The organism is Aeromonas sp. 102P, assembly GCF_051920345.1.
GTDB lineage: Bacteria > Pseudomonadota > Gammaproteobacteria > Enterobacterales > Aeromonadaceae > Aeromonas > Aeromonas veronii.
On sequence record NZ_JBQBCZ010000001.1, the window covers coordinates 2,040,799 to 2,059,906 of the forward strand.

Below are 19,108 nucleotides of genomic sequence, written 5' to 3' on the forward strand. Positions count from 1 at the left end.
CTGCGCCAGTAAAAACGCGCCCGCCCCATGTGGGGCGGGCGCTTTGCTTTATGGGCAGGGGGCTAGCGAGCGTTCGCTTCCCCCAGCCGTGGGTTGAGGGAGAGGATCCGGGTCTTGCTGACCCGGTGGCGATAGATCTCCCGCAGATAGAGCAGCGCCTTTTTCACCGAGTCGCGGCTGAGGCGAATATCGTTGATGGAGACGAACTTCTCTTTCTCGCGGATAAGCTCCCGATATTTCTTCTCATACATGGGCTTGATAGCGTACCAGTTGGTATCGAGGATCTTGGCCGGGTTCTCGAACTCGTTGAGCATGCTGTCGAGCAGTGTGTCGTTCCACTCCTCATTGCTGATCATCTCGATCACCGCCTTGTCCAGATGCTCATCGAAGCGATAGTGGTCCTTGGCAAAACAGCGCTTGATAAAGGCCACGATCAGGGTCAGGAAGTCATCGCTCAGGCAGGGGCTCTTGACGATCAGGGTGGTGAGGGAGATGTTGGCCGACGCCCCGATGACCAGCGCATAGCGCTTGAGGGTGGTATTGGGGAAGAGCCCGTTGAGGTGAGACTTGAGCCGGTTGAGATCCATATAGGAGAGCTTGTACTCCTTGGGCAGGGAGATGATCGACACCACAGAGGAGCAGTTCTTGAAGAAGTGCAGCTCGTTGAGGTGGGCCGGGTCATGGCCACTTTTCACATAGTCGTCCAGATACTCCCGATAGTTGCCCGCCTCGATGGGCAGCAGACTGATCCCCTCGATGGCTTGGGTCATCTTGTTGAAGTGGGGCAGCTCGATGGAACGGGTGAAGAGATCGTCCACATTGAGCCCGTCCTCCTTGTCAAACAGGCCGCCGGGGGGCGAGATGGACTCGGCATACGCTACCGCCACCGGCCCCGCCAGACTCATAAAGAGGTCGTTGGCATCGAGCCGAATGGTCTCGCTGATGTCGATGCCCGCCCGGCGAAAGTAGTTCTCGTCGTAGTCGGTGGTGACGGCCTGGGCGGTGAGGATGTTGAAGATCTGCTGTGAGATGTACTGATTGGCGTACTTCTCCATGGTGTTGACGTCAACATGCTGGATCTCGCCATCGTCGCTCTCTTCGGCGTAGCGCATGATGTCGTTGGAGATCAGCATCATGGCATTCCAGGGTCTGATCCGCTTGAGCATGCTGGCATCGCACGCCTGCTCGTTGTCGAAGTGATAGGAGAAGTCCCACTCCTCGGCCAGATACTTGCACAGCAAACGCCCCGCGTTGATGTGCAGCGCTTCCGAGATCTCGATACCCCGATCACAGATATTGGGCAGGATGCAGATGCCGCTGGTGAAGATGGGATCGAACATAAAGTGCTCCCCGAGGGAGAGGTGCTCCTCCTCTTCTGACGGGGGTGAAAAGGTCTTGCTCATGTAGGAGTACTGCTGGGCCAGCCCGAACTCGGAGGCCATGCCGGAGCCGGTACCGCCCCCGGCACTGAAGATGTAGAAATAGAGGCGGGACTGGTTGGCCTTGATGCCGCAGGAGTCCACCAGATAGGTATGAATGGCCTGCCACTCGGAGTTGGCGAAGTAGTGGGGGCTCTTGTTGAGGATGATCTTGGCCAGATACTGACCCAGGATGGGGGCGTTACCCGCGCCTCCCGCGTGGATCTCCGACAAGTCCATCACCCGCATCTTGGCGTAGTCACGCAAGGAGCCACCTTCGCCGCTGCGATTGGAGTGGCGGATGCGGCCATCGATGTCCTTGTCCAGATCCCCCAGCATCACCATGGGCTCGATCAGAAAGACCGGCCGGGCACCGTTGTTTGGTAGCCGCAGGTTGCGCCGGATCCAGCTTACCGGGCCAAACTCCTTCTCCCGCTTGCGTTGCTCTTCACTGTTGAACTCATTGAGATAAAAACTGCGGGCGTTGTAGACCAGCGAGGCTACATCCTGCGCGATGTTGGAGCCGCAGCGTCCCAGCCCCACCAGACAGACGGACGGAAAGTTGTGGGGTACGGTGGCGCCCGTTTCACTCTCTCCGATGGCGGCCGGAAACACCGCGTGGCGCAGCTGTTCCAGATTGGCAAGAATGCGGGCCAGATCCCCTTCGGTGTAGTAGAGGTAACGGTTGCCTGCGTCCTGCTCATCATCCGTGTTGATAGGTAGCAGATCGATATGCTCGGTCATGAAAAAAGATCCCTCTTGGCGGCGAATGTATATAAATCAGCAGCTTTGCACTGCCCGGTAACTCTAGATGATAAAAAGCGGGGGCGCGGTGAGCGGAGGGCGAGAGTTGTGACTGTGTGATCATGGGCACAGCAACACCCCGGAAATCTGCCGGTACCCCGCCCTGGACGGATGGGGCAACGGCGCCCCATTCCCCTGAAAAGGGGGACGACCACACTCAACAACATGTTGATCGTGCGCCGGATTATCCCGCTCGGAACGGCCAGTTTCCCTTGCGCTGGCGTGGTGGAACAAACACGAAAAAGAATTTTTAGATTGGTTTTAGCATTTCCAATCGATTATTTGATTGGGCAATAACGGCATTAGCGGTGTCAGATTAGGGGAGCAGGTTGGCCAACGCGCCGTCAGCCAGTCTTTACGCGGTCACACAAGGAGACACTCTGATGGAAACACTTGACCAGAAAATCGACACCATGCGAGAAGCATTTATGCAGCAGGAACGCAAACAGGCCCACGACAAGTGGCAAGCCAGGGTCGAGGAGCTGCTACAGATACGGGGTGAGGAGAGACAACCGGAGGAGCAGGAAGAGTAGTGCTCGCTCCCGGGCGAAAGTTGAGGTAGCGAACCCTTCGTATCGGCTACCCGTTATCTACCACCGATAAAAAAACCACCGACCTTTTGCAGGTCGGTGGTTTTTTATGGATAGCGGCTGATTGGATGGCCTGACTTCCGGGCCGAGCAATGGGGTCACATCCAAGGGCGTAGGGGCGCGACTACTTCGAATGGGTGACGGGCTCTTCGGAGAGCAGCTCGTTAACGAGTCCTGCAGCCAGATGAATATTCGACTCCATCTGGTCGCCGTCCACCGCGTTGGCTTTCCACGATTCGGGGGCTTCGGGGTGTGGCCCGGAAACGGCCACCTTGCCTTTCCCGTATGAGCTGATCAGCGCGGCAATCTGATGGTTTTGAAAATGGGCGATGACCTTGACCTGCTCGGGGCTTGGCACCGGCGTAAATTGCGGGCCGGCCTGGTAATACATCTGGCGCTCTTCACCAAGCCAGCTGATCGGGAAGATCCTGGCGCTAAAGTCGCCGTCATAATCATCGGATGTGGCAGGAACAAGGCCCAGCGCCGGCACAAAGCCCTCTTCTTCAGACCAGCCGGTGGATGCCACAAAGGCCCCCCCACAGATCCCGAGGTAGCGGCCACCATTCTGCAAATAGGTTTTTAACGCCGAACGAGCGTCCGCGGTGAAGGCATTGAGGAGCGGCTCAACATCGTCCTCAGTACCGCCAACGATAAACACCCTGGCATTATCGAGCTCTGCAGGCAGCGCCTCGAGATTGGAGAGATACCTGACCGGCAAGCCCACCTGCTTGACCACATCAGCAATCGCTCTGGTGCTATCCCCATCAGAAACCGGCCCGTTATAGATCAGCGCGTACGGCTCTTGCTGCGGCTGCGCAGAGGCGGCCTCTGCCATGCATCCTGTCATTAACCAAAGACTGATAACGCTCGCAATCCGCACGACGCTTTTTGATACATTCATCGCTGCCACTGTCCCTGTGATGTGAATCGAAGAGACTACTTATCACGATCCCGCTCTGTATGTCAGCCGCAGTTAAATGAACGTTTCAAGTTAACGCGGCAACGCTGATTGGGCCTGCGTTCGACACACAACGAACGAGCCAATACAGTGGGCGCACTTCACCTTCACTTCACCGAGCGGGGGTAGGGTAGGCTCACGTTTTCAGTTGGAGCTTTATTCTATGCCCACCATAGTCACTCACGCCGCCGTCCCTCTCTGCCTTGGACTCGGGCTTGGCAGCCGGATTATCCCGCCCCGCCTGCTGCTGGCTGGGGTTGCCATCGCCATGCTGCCCGATGCCGATGTGCTCGCCTTTAAACTGGGAGTTGCCTACGGCCATGTCTTTGGCCACCGCGGCTTTACCCACTCATTGCTGTTTGCCTTTGCCCTGCCTACCTTGGCCATGTTGTTTCATCGCCAATTTCGGGCCAGCGCCGCCACTGTCTGGTCGTTTCTGCTGGTCTCTCTGCTCTCCCACAGCCTGCTCGATTCCCTCACCACCGGCGGCAAGGGGGTTGGCTGGTTCTGGCCGTGGCGGGATGAGCGCTTCTTTGCACCCTGGCAGGTGATCCGGGTCGCCCCCTTCAAGCTGGAGGCCTATCTCACTGCCCGAGGTGAAGCGGTGATCCTCTCCGAGCTCTACTGGGTCTGGCTGCCGGGGGTTGTATTGATGCTGGTGTTGATGGGACGGCGGGTGTGGGGAAGGACGCCTATGGAATGCTGAGACTGGCGGCCAAGTGATGAAGATAGTCATAGCTATGCCACTGGGCGGCACAGAGAGCGAGTTGGGCTGATGCCTCCAAGGCACCTTGAACCCAGTGTCGGAGTAATATCCACAGAGCATGTAGTATGCAGAGACCCAAGCTCACCAGATATATGAGAGCTAACGCCATTTCAATTAAATCCGATATACCGTAGAGATCATTAGGATTGTGATAAAGCAGGTCATAGCCAAAGGCGCGAAATCCGAGTCTTAAGAGAAACAAGGAAAAGCAGAGAGTGGCCAGTTGTATTGTCTTTCGGCTGATTTCTGTCATGCAACTTCTCAAATCTTCCAACGCCAACTTTTGGGGCTGAGATGCAGCAGAGCTGGGACATCCATCATTTTGAATGTTGGCTATGTTATGCCTTGTTCAGAAAGGTGGGTATCCCAACTTTACAGAATAAAATACCCCCAATTATATGAATAGATTTTTGTTTTGTTATGGGAGCTTATATCTAACTCTAAACTCATTAATGGTTTCTTTAGAATGCGACATCGTCCCCTATACGCGTAATGCTTCAAAAACTGGCACAGCTTTATTTTTTTTGAGAACTTGAATTTGTTATGGTTAGAATTGGTGTAGAATTGCTTTCTAAAAATGTTCTCCACTCGAAAACATACAATTCATTTAGGCTGCTATTGAACGATAAAATATACTTGGCTCCTACTAACTCACCAAAACTGATGAATACTTGCGAGTTTATTCTTGAGAAACCTCTCCGATAATATTCAATGCCGTCAATTCTAGTTTCAGTCTTACCTTTATTATCAATCCATTTCGCACTTTCAGAGGGAAATAGTATTGCTAAGCATTCTCTATTTTTATCAAGGGTTCTTTTTCCCGTTTCTTTAAGAAGTTGCCCGAAAATTTTATTGATTGTGTTTTGAGAGTCTTTTGAATGGTGAGATTTGGCTTCGATATATAACTTTTTAGAATTAACTCCTCGCCATAGCGTGGAGATTAACACAAGCTCAATATCAGATTTTTCTTCATCATCCCCATTAAAGTGGGAAGTTGCTGTGTCAATTAGATGTTCAGACTCTAAAAAAACACGGAGGTTTCTTGTTAGGTCTTTCTCTGATATTTTTGTCATTTTCAGTTCCATTTTAGCTTAATATTTTTTAAGGGGACAGGCTGTGACCCTTTCCTATGAGCGAGCTAACAGCTTGAACTATTTGTTATAAGCCATCATTAACGGTAGGACGCTGTAGATTTTTTAACTTTTACATTAGGTATTCCTAAGGTTTCGAGATAGATAGATACAGCAGATGGTAAGGCATTGTTTTTAGGGCCTAAAATAATCTCTTCTATTGGATTTATATTTCCAGAGTCAGTGAAGTCAAGGTCGATATATGGGACTGGAACTGAATCACGCATGAAGAATTTTATTGTCTGGGCTGGTAAGGACTTTCCATGCGATGTGCCGCCAGCATCAACAATTCGCAGAGATCGGTTGCTAGGTTCGAAGTTAACCAAGTGTATTAAGCGAATCTCGTTTTCTTCTGAGAAAGCGGGGTTTTTAAATGCCGCAAGATCAAATGCAAGCTGTGTTATGGCTTCGATATAATCGTTGTCTCGAGTATTTCCCTTTGATTCTTCGATTGCATGAATTGCTTTTATAATTGCTTTTACTTCATTTATTTGCTCAGAGTTGTTGTATAAGACATGGAGAGGGCGGACGGCGAGCTTGGTCAATAATTCGGCATTAAATCCAATAGAGTACCCCTTGCCGTCATTTCCATATGCGCGCCACTGACTTAAAGTATCTCCATGCTTGGAGAAGCAAGATGCCAGTGGCAGTGCTATTGCTCCCGAGTTATGAAGCAATAAATCGACATTATCGATAAATTCTTTTCCTAGCTCTGTGATTAATTCTGTAGCTGCATGTTCCCAAACTTGATAACCCCAATGCATTTCCATGAAGTCATTCATCGAAAATATGTCGCAGAATCTGATTTTTTTCCCCGAACATATGGCGTTAAGCGTTTCGGCTGAGCAATAGTGGTAAAGTTTTTCTGTGTTGCTTGGGTTGTAGTATCTATCTAATAGCATTCGATGTCTGCCGAGTTTATATGACTGTTAGTTAGCCGTTTAAAGAGTGAGACTTAAATGAACTAGAGAACTCGCATCATATTAAACTCAGTGCGAATAACACTGGTAATGGAATTTTACCAGTGAGTTTGTAAATAGTTTTTCCGCTAGGTTCCTTTGTCTCATCCCCTGTAAATCTATAAAGTGTTTTACCATTTGAAGTTTTAATTTCGCTACTGGTAATTTTGAACATGATCTTTCCAGAAGTCTCCTTTATTTCAGCTCCATCAAGTTTGCATAAGGTTTTTCCAGATGTATCTTTTATTTCAGAGGCCATAATGATTATTTATAATTACGTTTGATGTCATCAAATAATTATTAGATAGATGGCATCCATTATATTGAGCTAACAATTATAGCTTGGTGCTAAACGAAGTGAGGCCCAACGTTTACCGCGAATATATCAGTAAATCTGTTTTACGGATCTGCCACATCCTTGTTTGTCCCGGTCTGGTTGGCGAAATAATGCTTATCTGTTGTGCTTTGCTACACGCTGCGTCAACCTACAAAAACCACGCTACCGCCCCTGAGTGACAGCCCCCAGTTCGCTGCTGTTAACCTGCGAGATAGCAACAATCGCTGTCATGGCGTTCTTCCGAGAGGTTGATTGTCATTCGGGTATCTTAAGGGGGCTGGTGGCGCGTTGAGAAGCGTGTTTTGGCGGGAATCTGTGTTGGATCAATAAATTAGTCATCAATAGTATTCAATTTGAGCAAATTCGGTTGCTGTAGCTTCCCTTCACCCCAACCCTCTCCCAAGGGGAGAGGGGAAAAAGACGCTGGGAGCGGCAACAAGCAGGAAATAGAAAGGGAGCCGGTCAGGCTCCCTTTCTCATGGTTATGGCGTGGTTATGCGAACTGGCAGATCAGGGTCACAACCAGCTGACCCCATAACCGACCTTATCGATTGGTCGCGGCCTTCATCCCTTCCACAAACTCTTTCAGACGAGTGAGCATATGTTCCGGGTTCTGGTGGTGGGTCTCGATGATCTTCACCACGGCGGAGCCGGAGATGGCACCGGCGGCGCCCGCGGCAATCGCTTCACGCACCTGAGCCGGTTCGCTGATGCCAAAGCCGAGCAGGGCGGGGGGAGCGTTGAACTCGCGCAGGGTATTGATGAGACCTTCCACCGGCATGCCGGCCTTGGTCTCGGCACCGGTGACACCGGCGCGGCTCACCAGATAGGTGTAGCCATTGCCGAGCTCCGCCACCTGTTTCAGGGTCTCGGCGTCGCCATTGGGCGGGGCGATAAAGATGCTGTCGATGCCGAACTTGTCGGCGGCCGCCTTGTAGGGGGCGCACATCTGCACCGGTACGTCGGCGACCAGCACCGAATCCACACCCGCCTGCTGGCACTTCTCGTAGAAGCCGTCAATTTTGCGCACATAGACCAGGTTGGCGTAGACCAAGAGGCCAATGGGCAGCTGCGGGTACTTGGCGCGGATGCGGCCAAGCAGCTCGAAACAGTCGTCCGGGGTGGTGTGGCTGGCAAAGGCGCGCAGGGCGGCGCCCTGAATGGTGGGGCCATCCGCTACCGGATCGGAGAAGGGAATGCCGAGTTCGAGGGCATCGGCGCCCCCTGCGACCAGCGCATCGACGATGGCTAGCGACAATTCGGGGGTGGGGTCACCCAGCATCACGAACGGCACAAAAGCGCCCTGATTGGCCGCGTCCAGACGGGAGAAGAGTTGTGCGTAACGGTTCATGACAAGGTTCCTTCTTTCTCGAAAATGTCGGCAACGGTGAAGATATCTTTGTCGCCACGGCCGGAGAGGTTGACGATAAGCACCTGCTCTTTTTCCGGTTCACTGCGGGCCATTTTGAGGGCGTGGGCCAGCGCGTGGGAGGACTCCAGCGCCGGTATGATGCCTTCGGATTTGGCCAGCTCCTGGAAGGCGTCCAGCGCCTCCTTGTCGGTCACCGAGGGGTACTCGGCGCGGCCGATGGCGGCCAGGTGGGCGTGCTGCGGGCCGACGGAGGGGAAATCGAGCCCCGCCGAGACGGAGTAGGACTCCTGGATCTGGCCCTGATTGTCCTGCATCAGGTAGGAGTGCATGCCAAAGAAGACCCCCTTGCTGCCGTGGCCGAGTGGCGCACCGTGCTCGCCGCTCTCGATGCCGTGACCACCCGGCTCGACGCCGATAAGGCGCACCGATGGCTCATCGATAAAGTCGGCAAACATGCCGATGGCATTCGAGCCGCCGCCGACGCAGGCGATCACTGCGTCGGGCAGTCGCTCCTCCTTCTCGAAGCACTGGGCCTTGGCCTCTTCGCCGATCATCTTCTGGAACTCCCGCACGATAGTGGGGAAGGGGTGTGGGCCCGCGGCGGTGCCGAGCAGGTAGTGGGCCGACTCGTAGTTGGCAGCCCAGTCGCGCAGCGCCTCGTTGCAGGCATCTTTGAGGGTGCTGGAGCCGGAGTGCACCGGGATAACGGTGGCGCCCATCAGCTTCATGCGAAAGACGTTGGGCTTCTGGCGCTCGCAATCCTTGGCACCCATATAGACCCGGCACTTGAGGCCGAGCAGGGCACAGGCCAGTGCGGTGGCGACGCCGTGCTGACCGGCACCGGTCTCGGCGATGATCTCGCTCTTGCCCATCCGCTTGGCCAGCAGCGCCTGACCCAGCACCTGGTTGGTCTTGTGGGCGCCGCCGTGCAGCAGATCTTCACGCTTCAGATAGAGGCGGGTCTTGGTGCCCTTGGTCAGATTGCGGGTCAGGGTGAGCGGAGTCGGGCGACCGGCATACTCGGTCAGCAGGGACTGAAACTCGGCGATAAAGGCCGGGTCATCCTTGGCATCGACGAAGGCCTTCTCCAGCTGGAGCAGGGCCGGGATAAGGATTTGGGGTACATACATACCGCCAAATTCACCGAAAAACGGGTTGAGCAGGGTCATGGCTTCTTCCTTGTATTAGCTAAATCGAAACATCAAAAAGGGTTGCGTTACAGGTTGCGCAATGCGCCGAAGGCGGCTGCAATCTTGTGCGCATCCTTCTGGCCCGGGGCACTCTCCACCCCGGAGTTGAAATCAAGGCCGAGGCAGCCCACTTGTGCCGCCTGCAGGGCGTTGTCGGGATTAAGGCCCCCCGCCAGCATCAGCCTGGCTTTATCGAGATTGGCCAGCATGGCCCAGTCGAACGCCTGACCGGTGCCGCCGCTCTGGCTGCCGACTTTCGTATCCAGCAGCAGGCGATCGGCCGGGTAGTCGAGGGCGGGCAGCGGCTCGCCGCTTGTGATGCCAATCGCTTTCCAGATCTGGCAGCCAGTTGGCAGCAGCGGGCGCAGAGTATCGATATAGGCTGCATCCTCATCCCCGTGCAGCTGGACAGCGGCGAGCCCCAGCGCCTCCACCGTCTTGGCGATGGTGGCGGGCTGGGCGTTGCGAAATACCCCGACGTAGGAGAGCGGTGCGCCCGCCATCACGGCGCGGGCGGCGGGGATGTCCACATAGCGCGGGCTTTTGGCCACAAAGATAAGACCCCCAAATACCGCGCCCGCCTGATGGGCGGCGGCAGCATCCTCGGCGCGGGTGAGGCCGCACACCTTGTTCTGGCCCAGTACCAGCTTGCGCACCGCAGCCTCCAGATCCGGCTCGGCCATCAGGGATGAGCCCACCAGAAAGCCCTTGGCGTGGTGGCGCAGATCCGCCACCTGAGCGCGGTGGTTGATGCCGGATTCGCTGATCACCACCCGATCGCTCGGAATATCTTTGGCCAGCTGTTTGGTGCGGTTGAGATCGACGCTCAAGTCGCGCAGATCCCGGTTGTTGATACCGATCACCGGCGCCCCCAGCGCGATGGCGCGGGTCAGCTCCTCCTCGTTGCTCACCTCGGTGAGCACGCCCAGACCCAGCTCCTTGGCCACCGCGAACAGGGCGCGATAGCCCTCGTCGGTGAGCACCGAGAGCATCAAGAGGATGGCGTCCGCCTGATAGTGGCGGGCCAGATAGACCTGATAGGGGTCAATCATGAAATCCTTGCAGAGCACCGGCTGCGATACGCGGCTGCGCACCCGCGGCAAAAAGGCGAAATCCCCCTGAAAGAACTTCTCGTCGGTCAGCACCGAGATGGCGGTGGCGTATTTGCCATAGATGTCGGCGATGGCCTCCGGGCTGAAATCGTCGCGGATCAACCCCTTGGAGGGGGAGGCCTTCTTGCACTCCAGAATAAAGCGGGTGGAGCCCGCCTTGAGGGCGCCTACGAAATCCCGATCGCTGGGGGTCAGCGCACTCTGGAAGCTCTCCAGCGGCTGTGCCAGCTTGCGGGCGGCAACCCACTCCTGTTTGGCCGCCACGATCTTGCCGAGAATGGTCTGGCTGATGGAGGCCATGTTCAGAAAAGCATGGGGGGCAATAAGGTCTGACATCTCGTTATCCTTGCGAAACTGGCTCTTGCCCTGCGGGCGTTCTGAATGACTGTTGTGCAACGTGGTGGCTGACATCATGCCTCCTGATGGCCCGCTTCCTGATGGCTCAGAGTAGCCAGCCGGGCGGCGAGCTCAGCCGCTTTACCGCTCGCCAGCACCGCCAGCACCTCGGCCGCCGCGCTCTTGAGATCTTTCGCTTTGCCCGCCATCAGCAGCAGCGGCGCCACATTGGCGGCGATGGCGGCGTTGTGGGCCGGGGTGCCCCGCCCTTCCAGAATGGCGGCGGTGATGGCGCGGTTCTCTTCAGGCTCCCCACCCTGAATGGCGCTCACCGGATAGGTCTCGAGGCCAAAGTCAGCCGGGGTGAGCAGAAACTCGCGGATCTCGCCGTCACGGATCTGGGCAACCTGGGTCGGGCCGTGGATGGCAATTTCATCCAGCCCGGCACCGTGCACCACCATACCGGTTTTCAGCCCCAGTGCCAGCAGGGTTTCTGCGATGGGACGCACCAGCTCGGGGGCATAGACCCCCATCAGCTGATAGGTGGGGCGAGCGGGGTTGATAAGCGGCCCCAGTACGTTGAACAGGGTGCGGGTCTTGAGGGCTTGGCGTACCGGCATGGCATGGCGCACCCCGGCGTGGTACTGGGGGGCGAACAGGAAGCAGATGCCGAGCTCGTCCAGACAGCGGCGCGCCTGCGCTGGGCTCATGTCGAGCTTGATGCCCATCTTGTCCAGCAGATCGCTCGACCCCGACTTGCTCGAGACCGAGCGGTTGCCGTGCTTGGCCACTTTCAGGCCGCAGGCGGCGGCGACCAGCGCCGAGGTGGTGGAGACGTTGATGGTGTTGAGGCCATCGCCACCGGTGCCGACGATGTCGCAAAATTCATAGTCCGGACGCGGGAAGTCGCGCGCTTCTGCCAAGAGGGCCTCGGCGGCGCCGGCGATCTCCTCCGGGGTCTCCCCCTTGATCTTGAGGGCGGTCAAGAGACTGGCGAGCACGATGGGATCCACTTCGCCACGTACCACCTGGCCGAAGGCGTCGCGGGTACTTTCACGGCTCAGAGACTGACCCTGATAGAGGGTGTTGAGATGATGATGCATGTTGGTCTCCTTACCTTACCGCACGCTGCTTTCTGGACGGGTGATATGGGCGAGCGCCTGAGTCAGCAGGCGGGCCCCTTCCGAGGTCATGATGGATTCCGGGTGGAACTGAAAGCCCAGCACCCGCTCATCCTGCTGCTCGATGGCCATGGGCATGCCCTGATAGTGGGCAATCACCGTCAGCTCTGCCGGTACATAGGTAGCGACCAGCGAGTGGTAGCGGGCTACCGGCAAGGGGCTTTGCAGACCGGCGAAGGCGCCGTGGCCGTTGTGCTCAATCAGGGAGCGCTTGCCGTGGACGATTTCGCCTGCCGCACCGACGGTGCCGCCGTAGGCTTCGCACAGGGCCTGATGGCCGAGGCAGATGCCGAGGATGGGTACCTGACCGCGGGCCAGTTTGATCAGATCGATGAGGCAACCCGCCTCATGGGGGGCACCCGGCCCCGGCGAGAGCACCAGCACGGCGTCCCCTTCGCAGGCGGCGATCTCGCTCATGATGCGGCTGGCCGGCAGGCTGTTGCGGTAGATCCGCACCGGATAGCCGAGGGAGCGGAACTGATCGACGAGGTTGTAGGTAAATGAATCGAAGTTGTCGAGCAGGAAGATATTAGTCATGGCTCACGTCCTTATGTTGCTCCTGCTGGGCGCTCAGGGCTTGCAGGGAGGTGCCATGGCTGGCTGCGATGGCGGCCAGCACGGCGGCCGCCTTGGCGCGGGTTTCGTCCGCTTCGGCTTGCGGCTTGGAGTCATAGACCACCCCGGCACCGGCCTGCACATGGGCCACGCCATCTTTCACGAAAGCGGAGCGGATGACGATGCAGGTATCCATCTCGCCAGCACCGTTGATGTAGCCGACGGCGCCGCCGTAGCTGCCGCGGCGCTTGCCTTCCACCATGCGGATCAGCTCGCTGGCACGGATCTTGGGGGCGCCTGTGAGGGTGCCCATGTTCATGCAGGCCTGATAGGCGTGCAGGGCGTCAAGGTCGGAGCGCAGTGTGCCGACCACCTTGGAGACCAGGTGCATCACGTGGCTGTAGCGATCCACCTTCAGTAGCTCCTTGACGTAGCGGGTACCCGGTTCCGAGATGCGGGCGATGTCGTTGCGGCCCAGATCCACCAGCATCAGGTGCTCGGCCACCTCTTTTTCGTCCTGACGCAGCTCCAGCTCGATGCGGCCGTCGAGATCCCGGTTGATGCTGCCATCTGGGTTGAAGCCGCGGCGGCGGGTACCGGCGATGGGGTACATCTCCACATCGCGGCTGGCGGCGCAGAATTTCACCGCGCTCTCCGGCGAGGCGCCAAACAGGGTGAAGCCCTCATCCTGCACGTAGAACATGTAGGGGCTGGGGTTGGTCTGCTTGAGGCGGCGATAGGCGGCCAGGGGGCTTGGGCAGGGCAGGGAGAAGCAGCGGGACGGCACCACCTGAAAGATGTCGCCACGGCGGATAAAGCCCTTGAGCTTCTCCACCTCGGCACAGAACTGCTTGTCGCTCTTGTCCACGCTCATGCCACCGGTCAGGGGCTTGGTGGTCAGCTCGGCGCAGAGGGGTTGCTGGCAAATCTGTTTGAAGTCGGTGAGTCGCTCGGTCAGGCGGGTGTATCTGTCCTCCACCCGGCTCTCGTCGCTGTCGCCGCCAAAGATGCAGGCAATCAGCTGGGTGGTGCGCTCGATATGGTCGATGGTGATCAGGGTTTCGGCCACATAGAAGCAGTAGTCGGGGCAGTCGTTGTTCCCCTCCGGTACTTCGGGCAGATCTTCAAAAGAGGCGATCAGGTCGTAGGCAAAGCTGCCCGCCATAAACAGCGCTTCTTTGCCGAGCTGGCAATCGAGTTCCCGCTGCAGGGTGCGCAACACGTCCAGCACGCTGCTCCCCTTGAGGCGGGAATCTTCGTCCTGCTCCCGATCGGAGGCCGGGAAATCGAGCTGCAACTCGCCATCCACCAGTGTCTGGCTGATGACGGCGGGCAGACGCTCGGCCAGCAAGCTCTGCAACTGGGCGCCGTTGTCGTTCAGGGTGCGAACCCGCACAGTGCGCCCCCGGCATTCGATGCGCAGGCAGGCATCGACCAGCAGCAGGCTCTGCTTGCCCGCCTTGGAGTCGATCTCGACCGATTCCAGCAGCAGGTTGTTGGGGCGCCCCTGGCAGAGCTGGGTATAGAGTGCCAGCGGGTCGGCCACATAGGGGGCATTGAGCTTGAGGGTATCGAATTCACCCAGGGGCAAGCGAGTCGTATTGACGGTCATAGTGCGTTCCCTTGCGTGTGATGCGTTTTACCGATGTTCATGACGTTGAATACCTTGAAAAAATGCCTTGGAAATTACGTTGGTTTGGCGGTTTCAGTAGGGTCGCCATCGCCATGTCAGTGTTCTTGTCTGAATTCTCGGTTTCATCACAGGTCCATTTGCCGGATAATAAAAAAGCCCGCTGGGGTCAGCGGGCTTTTTCTTTGGGTTCTTAATTTGCTGTCAGATTACAGATACAGCAACGACCACACGCCCGCATATCAGGGAGTGTGCCACCACCAGATGGTCAGGATGGAAGTCGTTTGCATGATAAAGTCCTGTAAAAAGATGTTTGCAATGAAGTGCCTACAGAAAACGATAAAGCCGCGGCCAAGTCAAGTCGCTTTTTAGCCTTCTTTCACCGATTTGCCATGAATGGTGACCTGACCACGAGAGCGGAATAACCTGATGAGATTCGATCTTCACTGCCATACCACTGCCTCCGACGGGGTGCTGAGCCCAGCCGAACTGGTACGCCGCGCTGCCGAAAAACAGGTCGAGGTGTTAGCAGTTACTGACCACGATACCCTTGCCGGGCTTGATGAGATGCGCCGCACCATCGACGCCGAGCAACTGCCGCTGCGACTGGTGAGCGGGGTCGAGATCTCCACCGGCTGGGAGCATCACGAAATTCATATCGTGGCGCTGGGGGTGGATGAAAAAAATCCGCAGCTGACCGACTTTCTGGCCGGTCAGCTGGCACGCCGTGAGGCGCGTGCGCTGGAAATCGGGCGTCGTCTGGAGAAGTGCCTCATCCCCGGCACCTATGAAGAGGCCAAGGCGCTCGCCGGTGATGCTGCCGTGACCCGCGCCCACTTTGCCCGGGTGCTGGTGGCACGCGGGGTAGCCGACAACATGCAAAAGGTATTCAAAAAGTACCTGAGCCGTGGCAATAAAGGCTATGCCCCGGCCGAGTGGCCCGAGATGAGCGAAGCCATCGCTGCCATTCACGCCGCTGGCGGGCTGGCGGTGCTGGCTCATCCGAGCCGTTACGATCTCACCGCCAAGTGGATCAAGCGGCTGCTGGTGGCCTTCAAGGCGGCCGGTGGCGATGCCATGGAGGTCTCATTGCCCCAGCAGAGTCCGCAGGAGCGGGCCAATCTGGGCCAGTGGGCCAAGGATCACGACCTCTATATCTCGGTGGGATCGGATTTTCACTTCCCCTCCAACTGGACCGAGCTGGGCCGCCACCTCTGGCTGCCCAAAGAGGGGATGCCCGTCTGGTTGGCCTATCCCGGTCACTTTGGGCTCACCACCGAGCAACATGCCGAGCTGCTGGCGAGCCGGTAACGGCACCAGCGAAATAGGGAACAAACCGGGCAAGAGGGGATTCCCACAGTCTGGTTGGCCTATCCCGGTCACTTTGGGCTCACCACTGAACAGCATGTAGAGCTGCTGGCAAGCCGGTAACGGCACCAGCGAAGCGGCCACAAACAGGTTAAGGTAGTGTCATGGGTCTTTGATCCGTGACCATACGAGCGGGCAGGTATTGCTGCCCCCATTGCGAGAACAAGCTATGAGTCAGCATTTTTACGTACATCCGGAAAACCCCCAGGCCCGTCTGATCGGTCAGGCGGTACAGATCATCCAGAACGGCGGCGTCATCGTCTATCCGACCGACTCCGGTTATGCGCTGGGTTGCCAGATGGGTGACAAGGGCGCGCTGGAGCGCATCTGCCGCATCCGTCGCCTCGACGCCAACCACGACTTCACCCTGGTGTGCCGCGATCTCTCCGAGATCTCCACCTACGCCAAGGTCGACAACAGCGCGTTTCGCCTGATCAAGAACAACACCCCGGGCGCTTACACCTTCATCTTCAAGGCGACCAAAGAGGTGCCGCGCCGCCTGATGAACGAGAAAAAGAAGAGCATCGGCATCCGGGTGCCGGACAACAAGATTGCTCAGGCGCTGTTGGAAGCACTCGGCGAGCCGCTGCTCTCCACCACATTGATCCTGCCGGACTCCGAGATGGCCGAGTTCGACCCGGAAGAGATCTTCGACAAGCTGGGCAAGCAGGTCGATCTGGTGGTCAACGGCGGTTATCTGGGCGAGCAGCCAACCACCGTGGTCGATTTCTCTGACGACGAGCCGGTATTGCGTCGTCGCGGCGCCGGGGACCCGACCCCGTTTGAGTGATGTCGCTGAACCGGTGACAGTCCCCGCTGCCGAGATGGGGGCTGGCTCCGCGCTACCCATCGCGAAAGTCCTGGGGCAGCCCTATCACGAGCTGCCCCAGGACCTGTTCATCCCGCCCGATGCGCTGGAGGTGTTCCTCGATACCTTCGAGGGGCCGCTGGATCTGCTGCTCTATCTGATCCGGCGCCAGCAACTCGATATCCTCAACCTGCCGATCCTGCAGATCACCGCCCAGTACATGGAGTACGTGGAGCTGATGCAGGGGCTCAACCTTGAGCTGGCGGCCGAATATCTGCTGATGGCGGCCTGGCTGGCCGAGATCAAATCCCGCCTGCTGCTGCCCAAGGCGCCGGAGCTGGAGGATGAAGATGAGGGAGAAGACCCGCGGGTGACCCTTATTCGCCGCCTGCAGGAGTACGAGCGCTACAAGATAGGTGCAGAGAAGGTCAATGAGCTGCCACGGGTGGAGCGAGAGATTTATATCGCAGCCGCCTTGCCCCCCGATTTTGGCGCCCTCAAGCCACTGGCGCCCGATGTTTCGCTGGTTGAGCTCGCCCTTTACATGCAAAGTGTGGTAAAACGCGCGACTCATTTCGAACATCACCAGATCCGCCGCGAACAGATCCCGACCCGGGTGCGCATGGCGGAGATCCTCGCCATGCTCACGCTGGGGCAGACCCTGCGCCTTGAGCAGGTGCTGCGTGCCGAAGAGGGTCGCATGGGGGTACTGGTGACGTTTCTGGCCCTGCTGGAGCTGTGCAAGGAGCAACTGATCTGGATCCTGCAGGCTGAACCACTCGGTCCTATCCATTTTGCATTGGCCGAGCAGAGCGAGGAGGGCAACCGTGGCGCTGCCCACTGAACGACTCAAGACCCTGATCGAAGCGGCGCTGTTCGTGGCCGGTCGTCCGCTCAATGTCAGCGAGCTGAAAAGCAGCGTGCTGGCCGATTATCCGGTGACCAGTCGCTATGTTCAGCTGCTGTTGGCCGAGATCAGGCAAGATTACAGCTCGCGGGGCGTCGAGCTCAAAGAGGTCGCCTCCGGCTGGCGCTTTCAGGCGCGTCAGGAGTATGCCGAAGAGCTCTCGCGGCTCTGGAGCGAGCGGGCGCCGCGCTATTCGCGTGCCGTGATGGAGACGCTGACCCTGATCGCCTATCGCCAACCCATCACCCGGGCCGAGATCGAAGCGATCCGCGGGTGGCGGTGTCGAGCCAGATAGTGAATACCCTGAAAGAGCGTGGCTGGGTGCGCAGCATCGGCCACAAAGAGGTGGCGGGTCGCCCCGAACTGCTCGCCACCACCAGAGAGTTTCTGGATTACTTTAATTTGCAGAGTCTGGAGCAGCTCCCCGAGCTGGATCCTGAGCTGCAACCCCTGTTGCCCTCTGCGGTGGATGGGGAGAGCGATGCCCGGTGAATGGCGCCCAAGTGTGCCGATTTCACCGAGATATACATTTTTCAACTGCGGCAAACGCTCCAACCGGCGTTTGTTACAGTTAACCCCGTTGCCCCTTTTACCAGTGGGCAGCGATCAACAATCAGGTAACCCCGATGAGTGAAAAACTGCAAAAAGTGTTGGCCCGCGCGGGTCACGGCTCCCGTCGTGAGATGGAGGCCCTGATCACCGCAGGTCGGGTCAGTGTGGATGGCAAGGTCGCCACACTGGGGGATCGCGTCGAAGTGAACGCCGTGATCCGGGTGGATGGTCACCAGGTCAAGACCCGTGCCGCAGAGGAAGTGATCTGCCGCGTACTGGCTTACCACAAGCCGGAAGGGGAGATGTGTACCCGTCACGATCCGGAAGGTCGTCCCACCGTGTTTGATCGTCTGCCCAAGATGGAAGGTGCCCGCTGGATCGCGGTCGGCCGCCTCGACGTCAACACCTCCGGTCTGTTGCTGTTCACCACCGACGGTGAGCTCGCCAACCGTCTGATGCACCCGAGCCACGAAGTGGAGCGGGAATACGCGGTACGTGTCTTTGGCGAAATCACCGAAGCCATGCTGCAGCGTCTGCGCAAGGGCGTGCAGCTGGAAGATGGCTCCGCCAAGTTCAACAAGATCAAACCGGCTGGCGGTGAGGGTCTGAACCAGTGGTTCAACGTCACCCTGACCGAAGGTCGCAACCGTGAAGTGCGCCGCCTGTGGGAATCCCAGGAAGTGCAGGTGAGCCGCCTGATGCGTATCCGCTACGGCGACGTCAAGCTGGACCGCGGCATCCCGCGTGGCGGCTGGCAAGAGCTGAAACTGCCGGAAGTGAACTACCTTCGCGGTCTGGTCAACCTGCCGCCGGAGACCGAATCCAAGGTCGATCTGCAGCAGGATGGCAAAACCAGCCGTCACAAGCAGGCCGCCCAGATCCGTCGCGCCGTGCAGCGTCACAAAGAGATGCAGGGCAAAGAGCCGCGCGCTCGCGCCACCACCGCCCGTCGCAAGCCGCAAGCCTCTACCCGCAACTCCGGCACCGGCAGCAAGTAAGCCGACAACCCGTTGCGAACTGTGTGCCATCAAATAGCGCACAGTCGGCCAAGCAAAGGCCCGCACCAACAGGTGCGGGCCTTTTTTATGACGCGTGTTTGTTAGGTAATTAGCCACAACAGCATGTTGTATAAGCT

18 protein-coding genes and 1 pseudogene are annotated in these 19,108 nt (G+C 57.7%); 8 read left to right on the forward strand and 11 right to left on the reverse strand.

Translation table 11 applies throughout. From position 1 onward, the window contains the following. Positions 1 to 62: 62 nt before the first annotated feature. Positions 63 to 2,162, reverse strand: coding sequence for a hypothetical protein (locus tag ACTG1K_RS09840; protein WP_101529788.1), 2,100 nt, complete (start codon positions 2,160 to 2,162; stop codon positions 63 to 65). Between the two features lie 443 nt (positions 2,163 to 2,605). On the opposite strand from ACTG1K_RS09840, the gene ACTG1K_RS09845 reads away from it, so the two are divergent. Beyond that, positions 2,606 to 2,755: a hypothetical protein gene (locus ACTG1K_RS09845; protein WP_005338159.1), complete on the forward strand. Its 150-nt coding sequence runs from the start codon at positions 2,606 to 2,608 to the stop codon at positions 2,753 to 2,755. A 181-nt stretch (positions 2,756 to 2,936) separates the two neighbouring features. Here the strand turns inward: ACTG1K_RS09845 and ACTG1K_RS09850 are convergent, their stop codons facing one another. After that, positions 2,937 to 3,713, reverse strand: coding sequence for a BPL-N domain-containing protein (locus ACTG1K_RS09850; protein ID WP_101529787.1), 777 nt, complete (start codon positions 3,711 to 3,713; stop codon positions 2,937 to 2,939). 220 nt (positions 3,714 to 3,933) lie between these two features. Between ACTG1K_RS09850 and ACTG1K_RS09855 the strand changes: the two genes are divergently transcribed. Further along, positions 3,934 to 4,476 (forward strand): metal-dependent hydrolase, encoded by a 543-nt coding sequence (locus ACTG1K_RS09855; RefSeq protein WP_440005195.1) that lies wholly within the window; start codon positions 3,934 to 3,936, stop codon positions 4,474 to 4,476. Between the two features lie 575 nt (positions 4,477 to 5,051). Here ACTG1K_RS09855 and ACTG1K_RS09860 read toward each other — a convergent pair. The 9 genes from ACTG1K_RS09860 to ACTG1K_RS09900 form a co-directional block, all read right to left on the reverse strand. Then, a complete protein-coding gene (locus tag ACTG1K_RS09860) occupies positions 5,052 to 5,609 on the reverse strand; it encodes a hypothetical protein (RefSeq protein WP_376896038.1) in 558 nt (185 codons plus the stop codon). Positions 5,610 to 5,707: 98 nt separating this feature from the next. Beyond that, entirely contained in the window at positions 5,708 to 6,436 is a 729-nt protein-coding gene (locus ACTG1K_RS09865) for a DUF2971 domain-containing protein (protein WP_376896040.1), read from the reverse strand. Positions 6,437 to 6,644: 208 nt separating this feature from the next. Beyond that, entirely contained in the window at positions 6,645 to 6,800 is a 156-nt protein-coding gene (locus tag ACTG1K_RS09870; RefSeq protein ID WP_376896042.1) for a hypothetical protein, read from the reverse strand. 706 nt (positions 6,801 to 7,506) lie between these two features. Further along, entirely contained in the window at positions 7,507 to 8,313 is an 807-nt protein-coding gene (trpA, locus tag ACTG1K_RS09875) for a tryptophan synthase subunit alpha (RefSeq protein ID WP_042032437.1), read from the reverse strand. Continuing rightward, positions 8,310 to 9,503: a tryptophan synthase subunit beta gene (gene trpB / locus ACTG1K_RS09880; protein ID WP_005347359.1), complete on the reverse strand. Its 1,194-nt coding sequence runs from the start codon at positions 9,501 to 9,503 to the stop codon at positions 8,310 to 8,312. Before trpB ends, trpA begins: the two co-directional genes overlap by 4 nt. Before the next feature lie 47 nt (positions 9,504 to 9,550). Continuing rightward, on the reverse strand, positions 9,551 to 11,047 hold the full coding sequence (trpCF, locus tag ACTG1K_RS09885; RefSeq protein WP_440005196.1) for a bifunctional indole-3-glycerol-phosphate synthase TrpC/phosphoribosylanthranilate isomerase TrpF: 1,497 nt from the start codon (positions 11,045 to 11,047) through the stop codon (positions 9,551 to 9,553). Then, positions 11,047 to 12,075, reverse strand: coding sequence for an anthranilate phosphoribosyltransferase (trpD, locus tag ACTG1K_RS09890; protein WP_279484096.1), 1,029 nt, complete (start codon positions 12,073 to 12,075; stop codon positions 11,047 to 11,049). Before trpD ends, trpCF begins: the two co-directional genes overlap by 1 nt. A gap of 15 nt (positions 12,076 to 12,090) precedes the next feature. Further along, positions 12,091 to 12,690, reverse strand: coding sequence for an aminodeoxychorismate/anthranilate synthase component II (locus ACTG1K_RS09895; RefSeq protein ID WP_440005197.1), 600 nt, complete (start codon positions 12,688 to 12,690; stop codon positions 12,091 to 12,093). Then, positions 12,683 to 14,320 (reverse strand): anthranilate synthase component 1, encoded by a 1,638-nt coding sequence (locus ACTG1K_RS09900; protein ID WP_440005198.1) that lies wholly within the window; start codon positions 14,318 to 14,320, stop codon positions 12,683 to 12,685. Before ACTG1K_RS09900 ends, ACTG1K_RS09895 begins: the two co-directional genes overlap by 8 nt. A gap of 11 nt (positions 14,321 to 14,331) precedes the next feature. Between ACTG1K_RS09900 and ACTG1K_RS09905 the strand changes: the two genes are divergently transcribed. The 6 genes and pseudogenes from ACTG1K_RS09905 to rluB all read left to right on the forward strand — a co-directional run bounded on the left by ACTG1K_RS09905 (position 14,332) and on the right by rluB (position 18,971). Then, positions 14,332 to 14,535: a hypothetical protein gene (locus tag ACTG1K_RS09905; RefSeq protein ID WP_125729266.1), complete on the forward strand. Its 204-nt coding sequence runs from the start codon at positions 14,332 to 14,334 to the stop codon at positions 14,533 to 14,535. 232 nt (positions 14,536 to 14,767) lie between these two features. Beyond that, positions 14,768 to 15,649: an RNase RNM gene (gene rnm, locus ACTG1K_RS09910; protein ID WP_440005199.1), complete on the forward strand. Its 882-nt coding sequence runs from the start codon at positions 14,768 to 14,770 to the stop codon at positions 15,647 to 15,649. Between the two features lie 226 nt (positions 15,650 to 15,875). Next, entirely contained in the window at positions 15,876 to 16,496 is a 621-nt protein-coding gene (locus ACTG1K_RS09915) for an L-threonylcarbamoyladenylate synthase (RefSeq protein WP_440005200.1), read from the forward strand. Beyond that, positions 16,489 to 17,358 carry a segregation and condensation protein A gene (locus ACTG1K_RS09920; protein WP_440005201.1) on the forward strand — a complete coding sequence of 290 codons (870 nt, stop codon included), beginning with the start codon at positions 16,489 to 16,491 and terminating at the stop codon, positions 17,356 to 17,358. The genes ACTG1K_RS09915 and ACTG1K_RS09920 overlap by 8 nt, the downstream gene beginning before the upstream one ends. Then, a pseudogene (scpB, locus tag ACTG1K_RS09925) lies at positions 17,342 to 17,913 on the forward strand (SMC-Scp complex subunit ScpB). The gene ACTG1K_RS09920 and the pseudogene scpB overlap by 17 nt, the downstream one beginning before the upstream one ends. A gap of 134 nt (positions 17,914 to 18,047) precedes the next feature. Next, positions 18,048 to 18,971: a 23S rRNA pseudouridine(2605) synthase RluB gene (gene rluB / locus ACTG1K_RS09930; protein WP_440005202.1), complete on the forward strand. Its 924-nt coding sequence runs from the start codon at positions 18,048 to 18,050 to the stop codon at positions 18,969 to 18,971. Positions 18,972 to 19,108: the final 137 nt, after the last annotated feature.

Bases quoted from the DNA above. Each gene is read 5' to 3' on its own strand.
- ACTG1K_RS09840 (WP_101529788.1), bottom strand. From the start codon at position 2,162: ATGACCGAGCATATCGATCTGCTACCTATCAACACGGATGATGAGCAG.
- ACTG1K_RS09845 (WP_005338159.1), top strand. From the start codon at position 2,606: ATGGAAACACTTGACCAGAAAATCGACACCATGCGAGAAGCATTTATG.
- ACTG1K_RS09850 (WP_101529787.1), bottom strand. From the start codon at position 3,713: ATGAATGTATCAAAAAGCGTCGTGCGGATTGCGAGCGTTATCAGTCTT.
- ACTG1K_RS09855 (WP_440005195.1), top strand. From the start codon at position 3,934: ATGCCCACCATAGTCACTCACGCCGCCGTCCCTCTCTGCCTTGGACTC.
- ACTG1K_RS09860 (WP_376896038.1), bottom strand. From the start codon at position 5,609: ATGACAAAAATATCAGAGAAAGACCTAACAAGAAACCTCCGTGTTTTT.
- ACTG1K_RS09865 (WP_376896040.1), bottom strand. From the start codon at position 6,436: ATGGAAATGCATTGGGGTTATCAAGTTTGGGAACATGCAGCTACAGAA.
- ACTG1K_RS09870 (WP_376896042.1), bottom strand. From the start codon at position 6,800: ATGTTCAAAATTACCAGTAGCGAAATTAAAACTTCAAATGGTAAAACA.
- trpA (WP_042032437.1), bottom strand. From the start codon at position 8,313: ATGAACCGTTACGCACAACTCTTCTCCCGTCTGGACGCGGCCAATCAG.
- trpB (WP_005347359.1), bottom strand. From the start codon at position 9,503: ATGACCCTGCTCAACCCGTTTTTCGGTGAATTTGGCGGTATGTATGTA.
- trpCF (WP_440005196.1), bottom strand. From the start codon at position 11,047: ATGTCAGCCACCACGTTGCACAACAGTCATTCAGAACGCCCGCAGGGC.
- trpD (WP_279484096.1), bottom strand. From the start codon at position 12,075: ATGCATCATCATCTCAACACCCTCTATCAGGGTCAGTCTCTGAGCCGT.
- ACTG1K_RS09895 (WP_440005197.1), bottom strand. From the start codon at position 12,690: ATGACTAATATCTTCCTGCTCGACAACTTCGATTCATTTACCTACAAC.
- ACTG1K_RS09900 (WP_440005198.1), bottom strand. From the start codon at position 14,320: ATGACCGTCAATACGACTCGCTTGCCCCTGGGTGAATTCGATACCCTC.
- rnm (WP_440005199.1), top strand. From the start codon at position 14,768: ATGAGATTCGATCTTCACTGCCATACCACTGCCTCCGACGGGGTGCTG.
- ACTG1K_RS09915 (WP_440005200.1), top strand. From the start codon at position 15,876: ATGAGTCAGCATTTTTACGTACATCCGGAAAACCCCCAGGCCCGTCTG.
- rluB (WP_440005202.1), top strand. From the start codon at position 18,048: ATGAGTGAAAAACTGCAAAAAGTGTTGGCCCGCGCGGGTCACGGCTCC.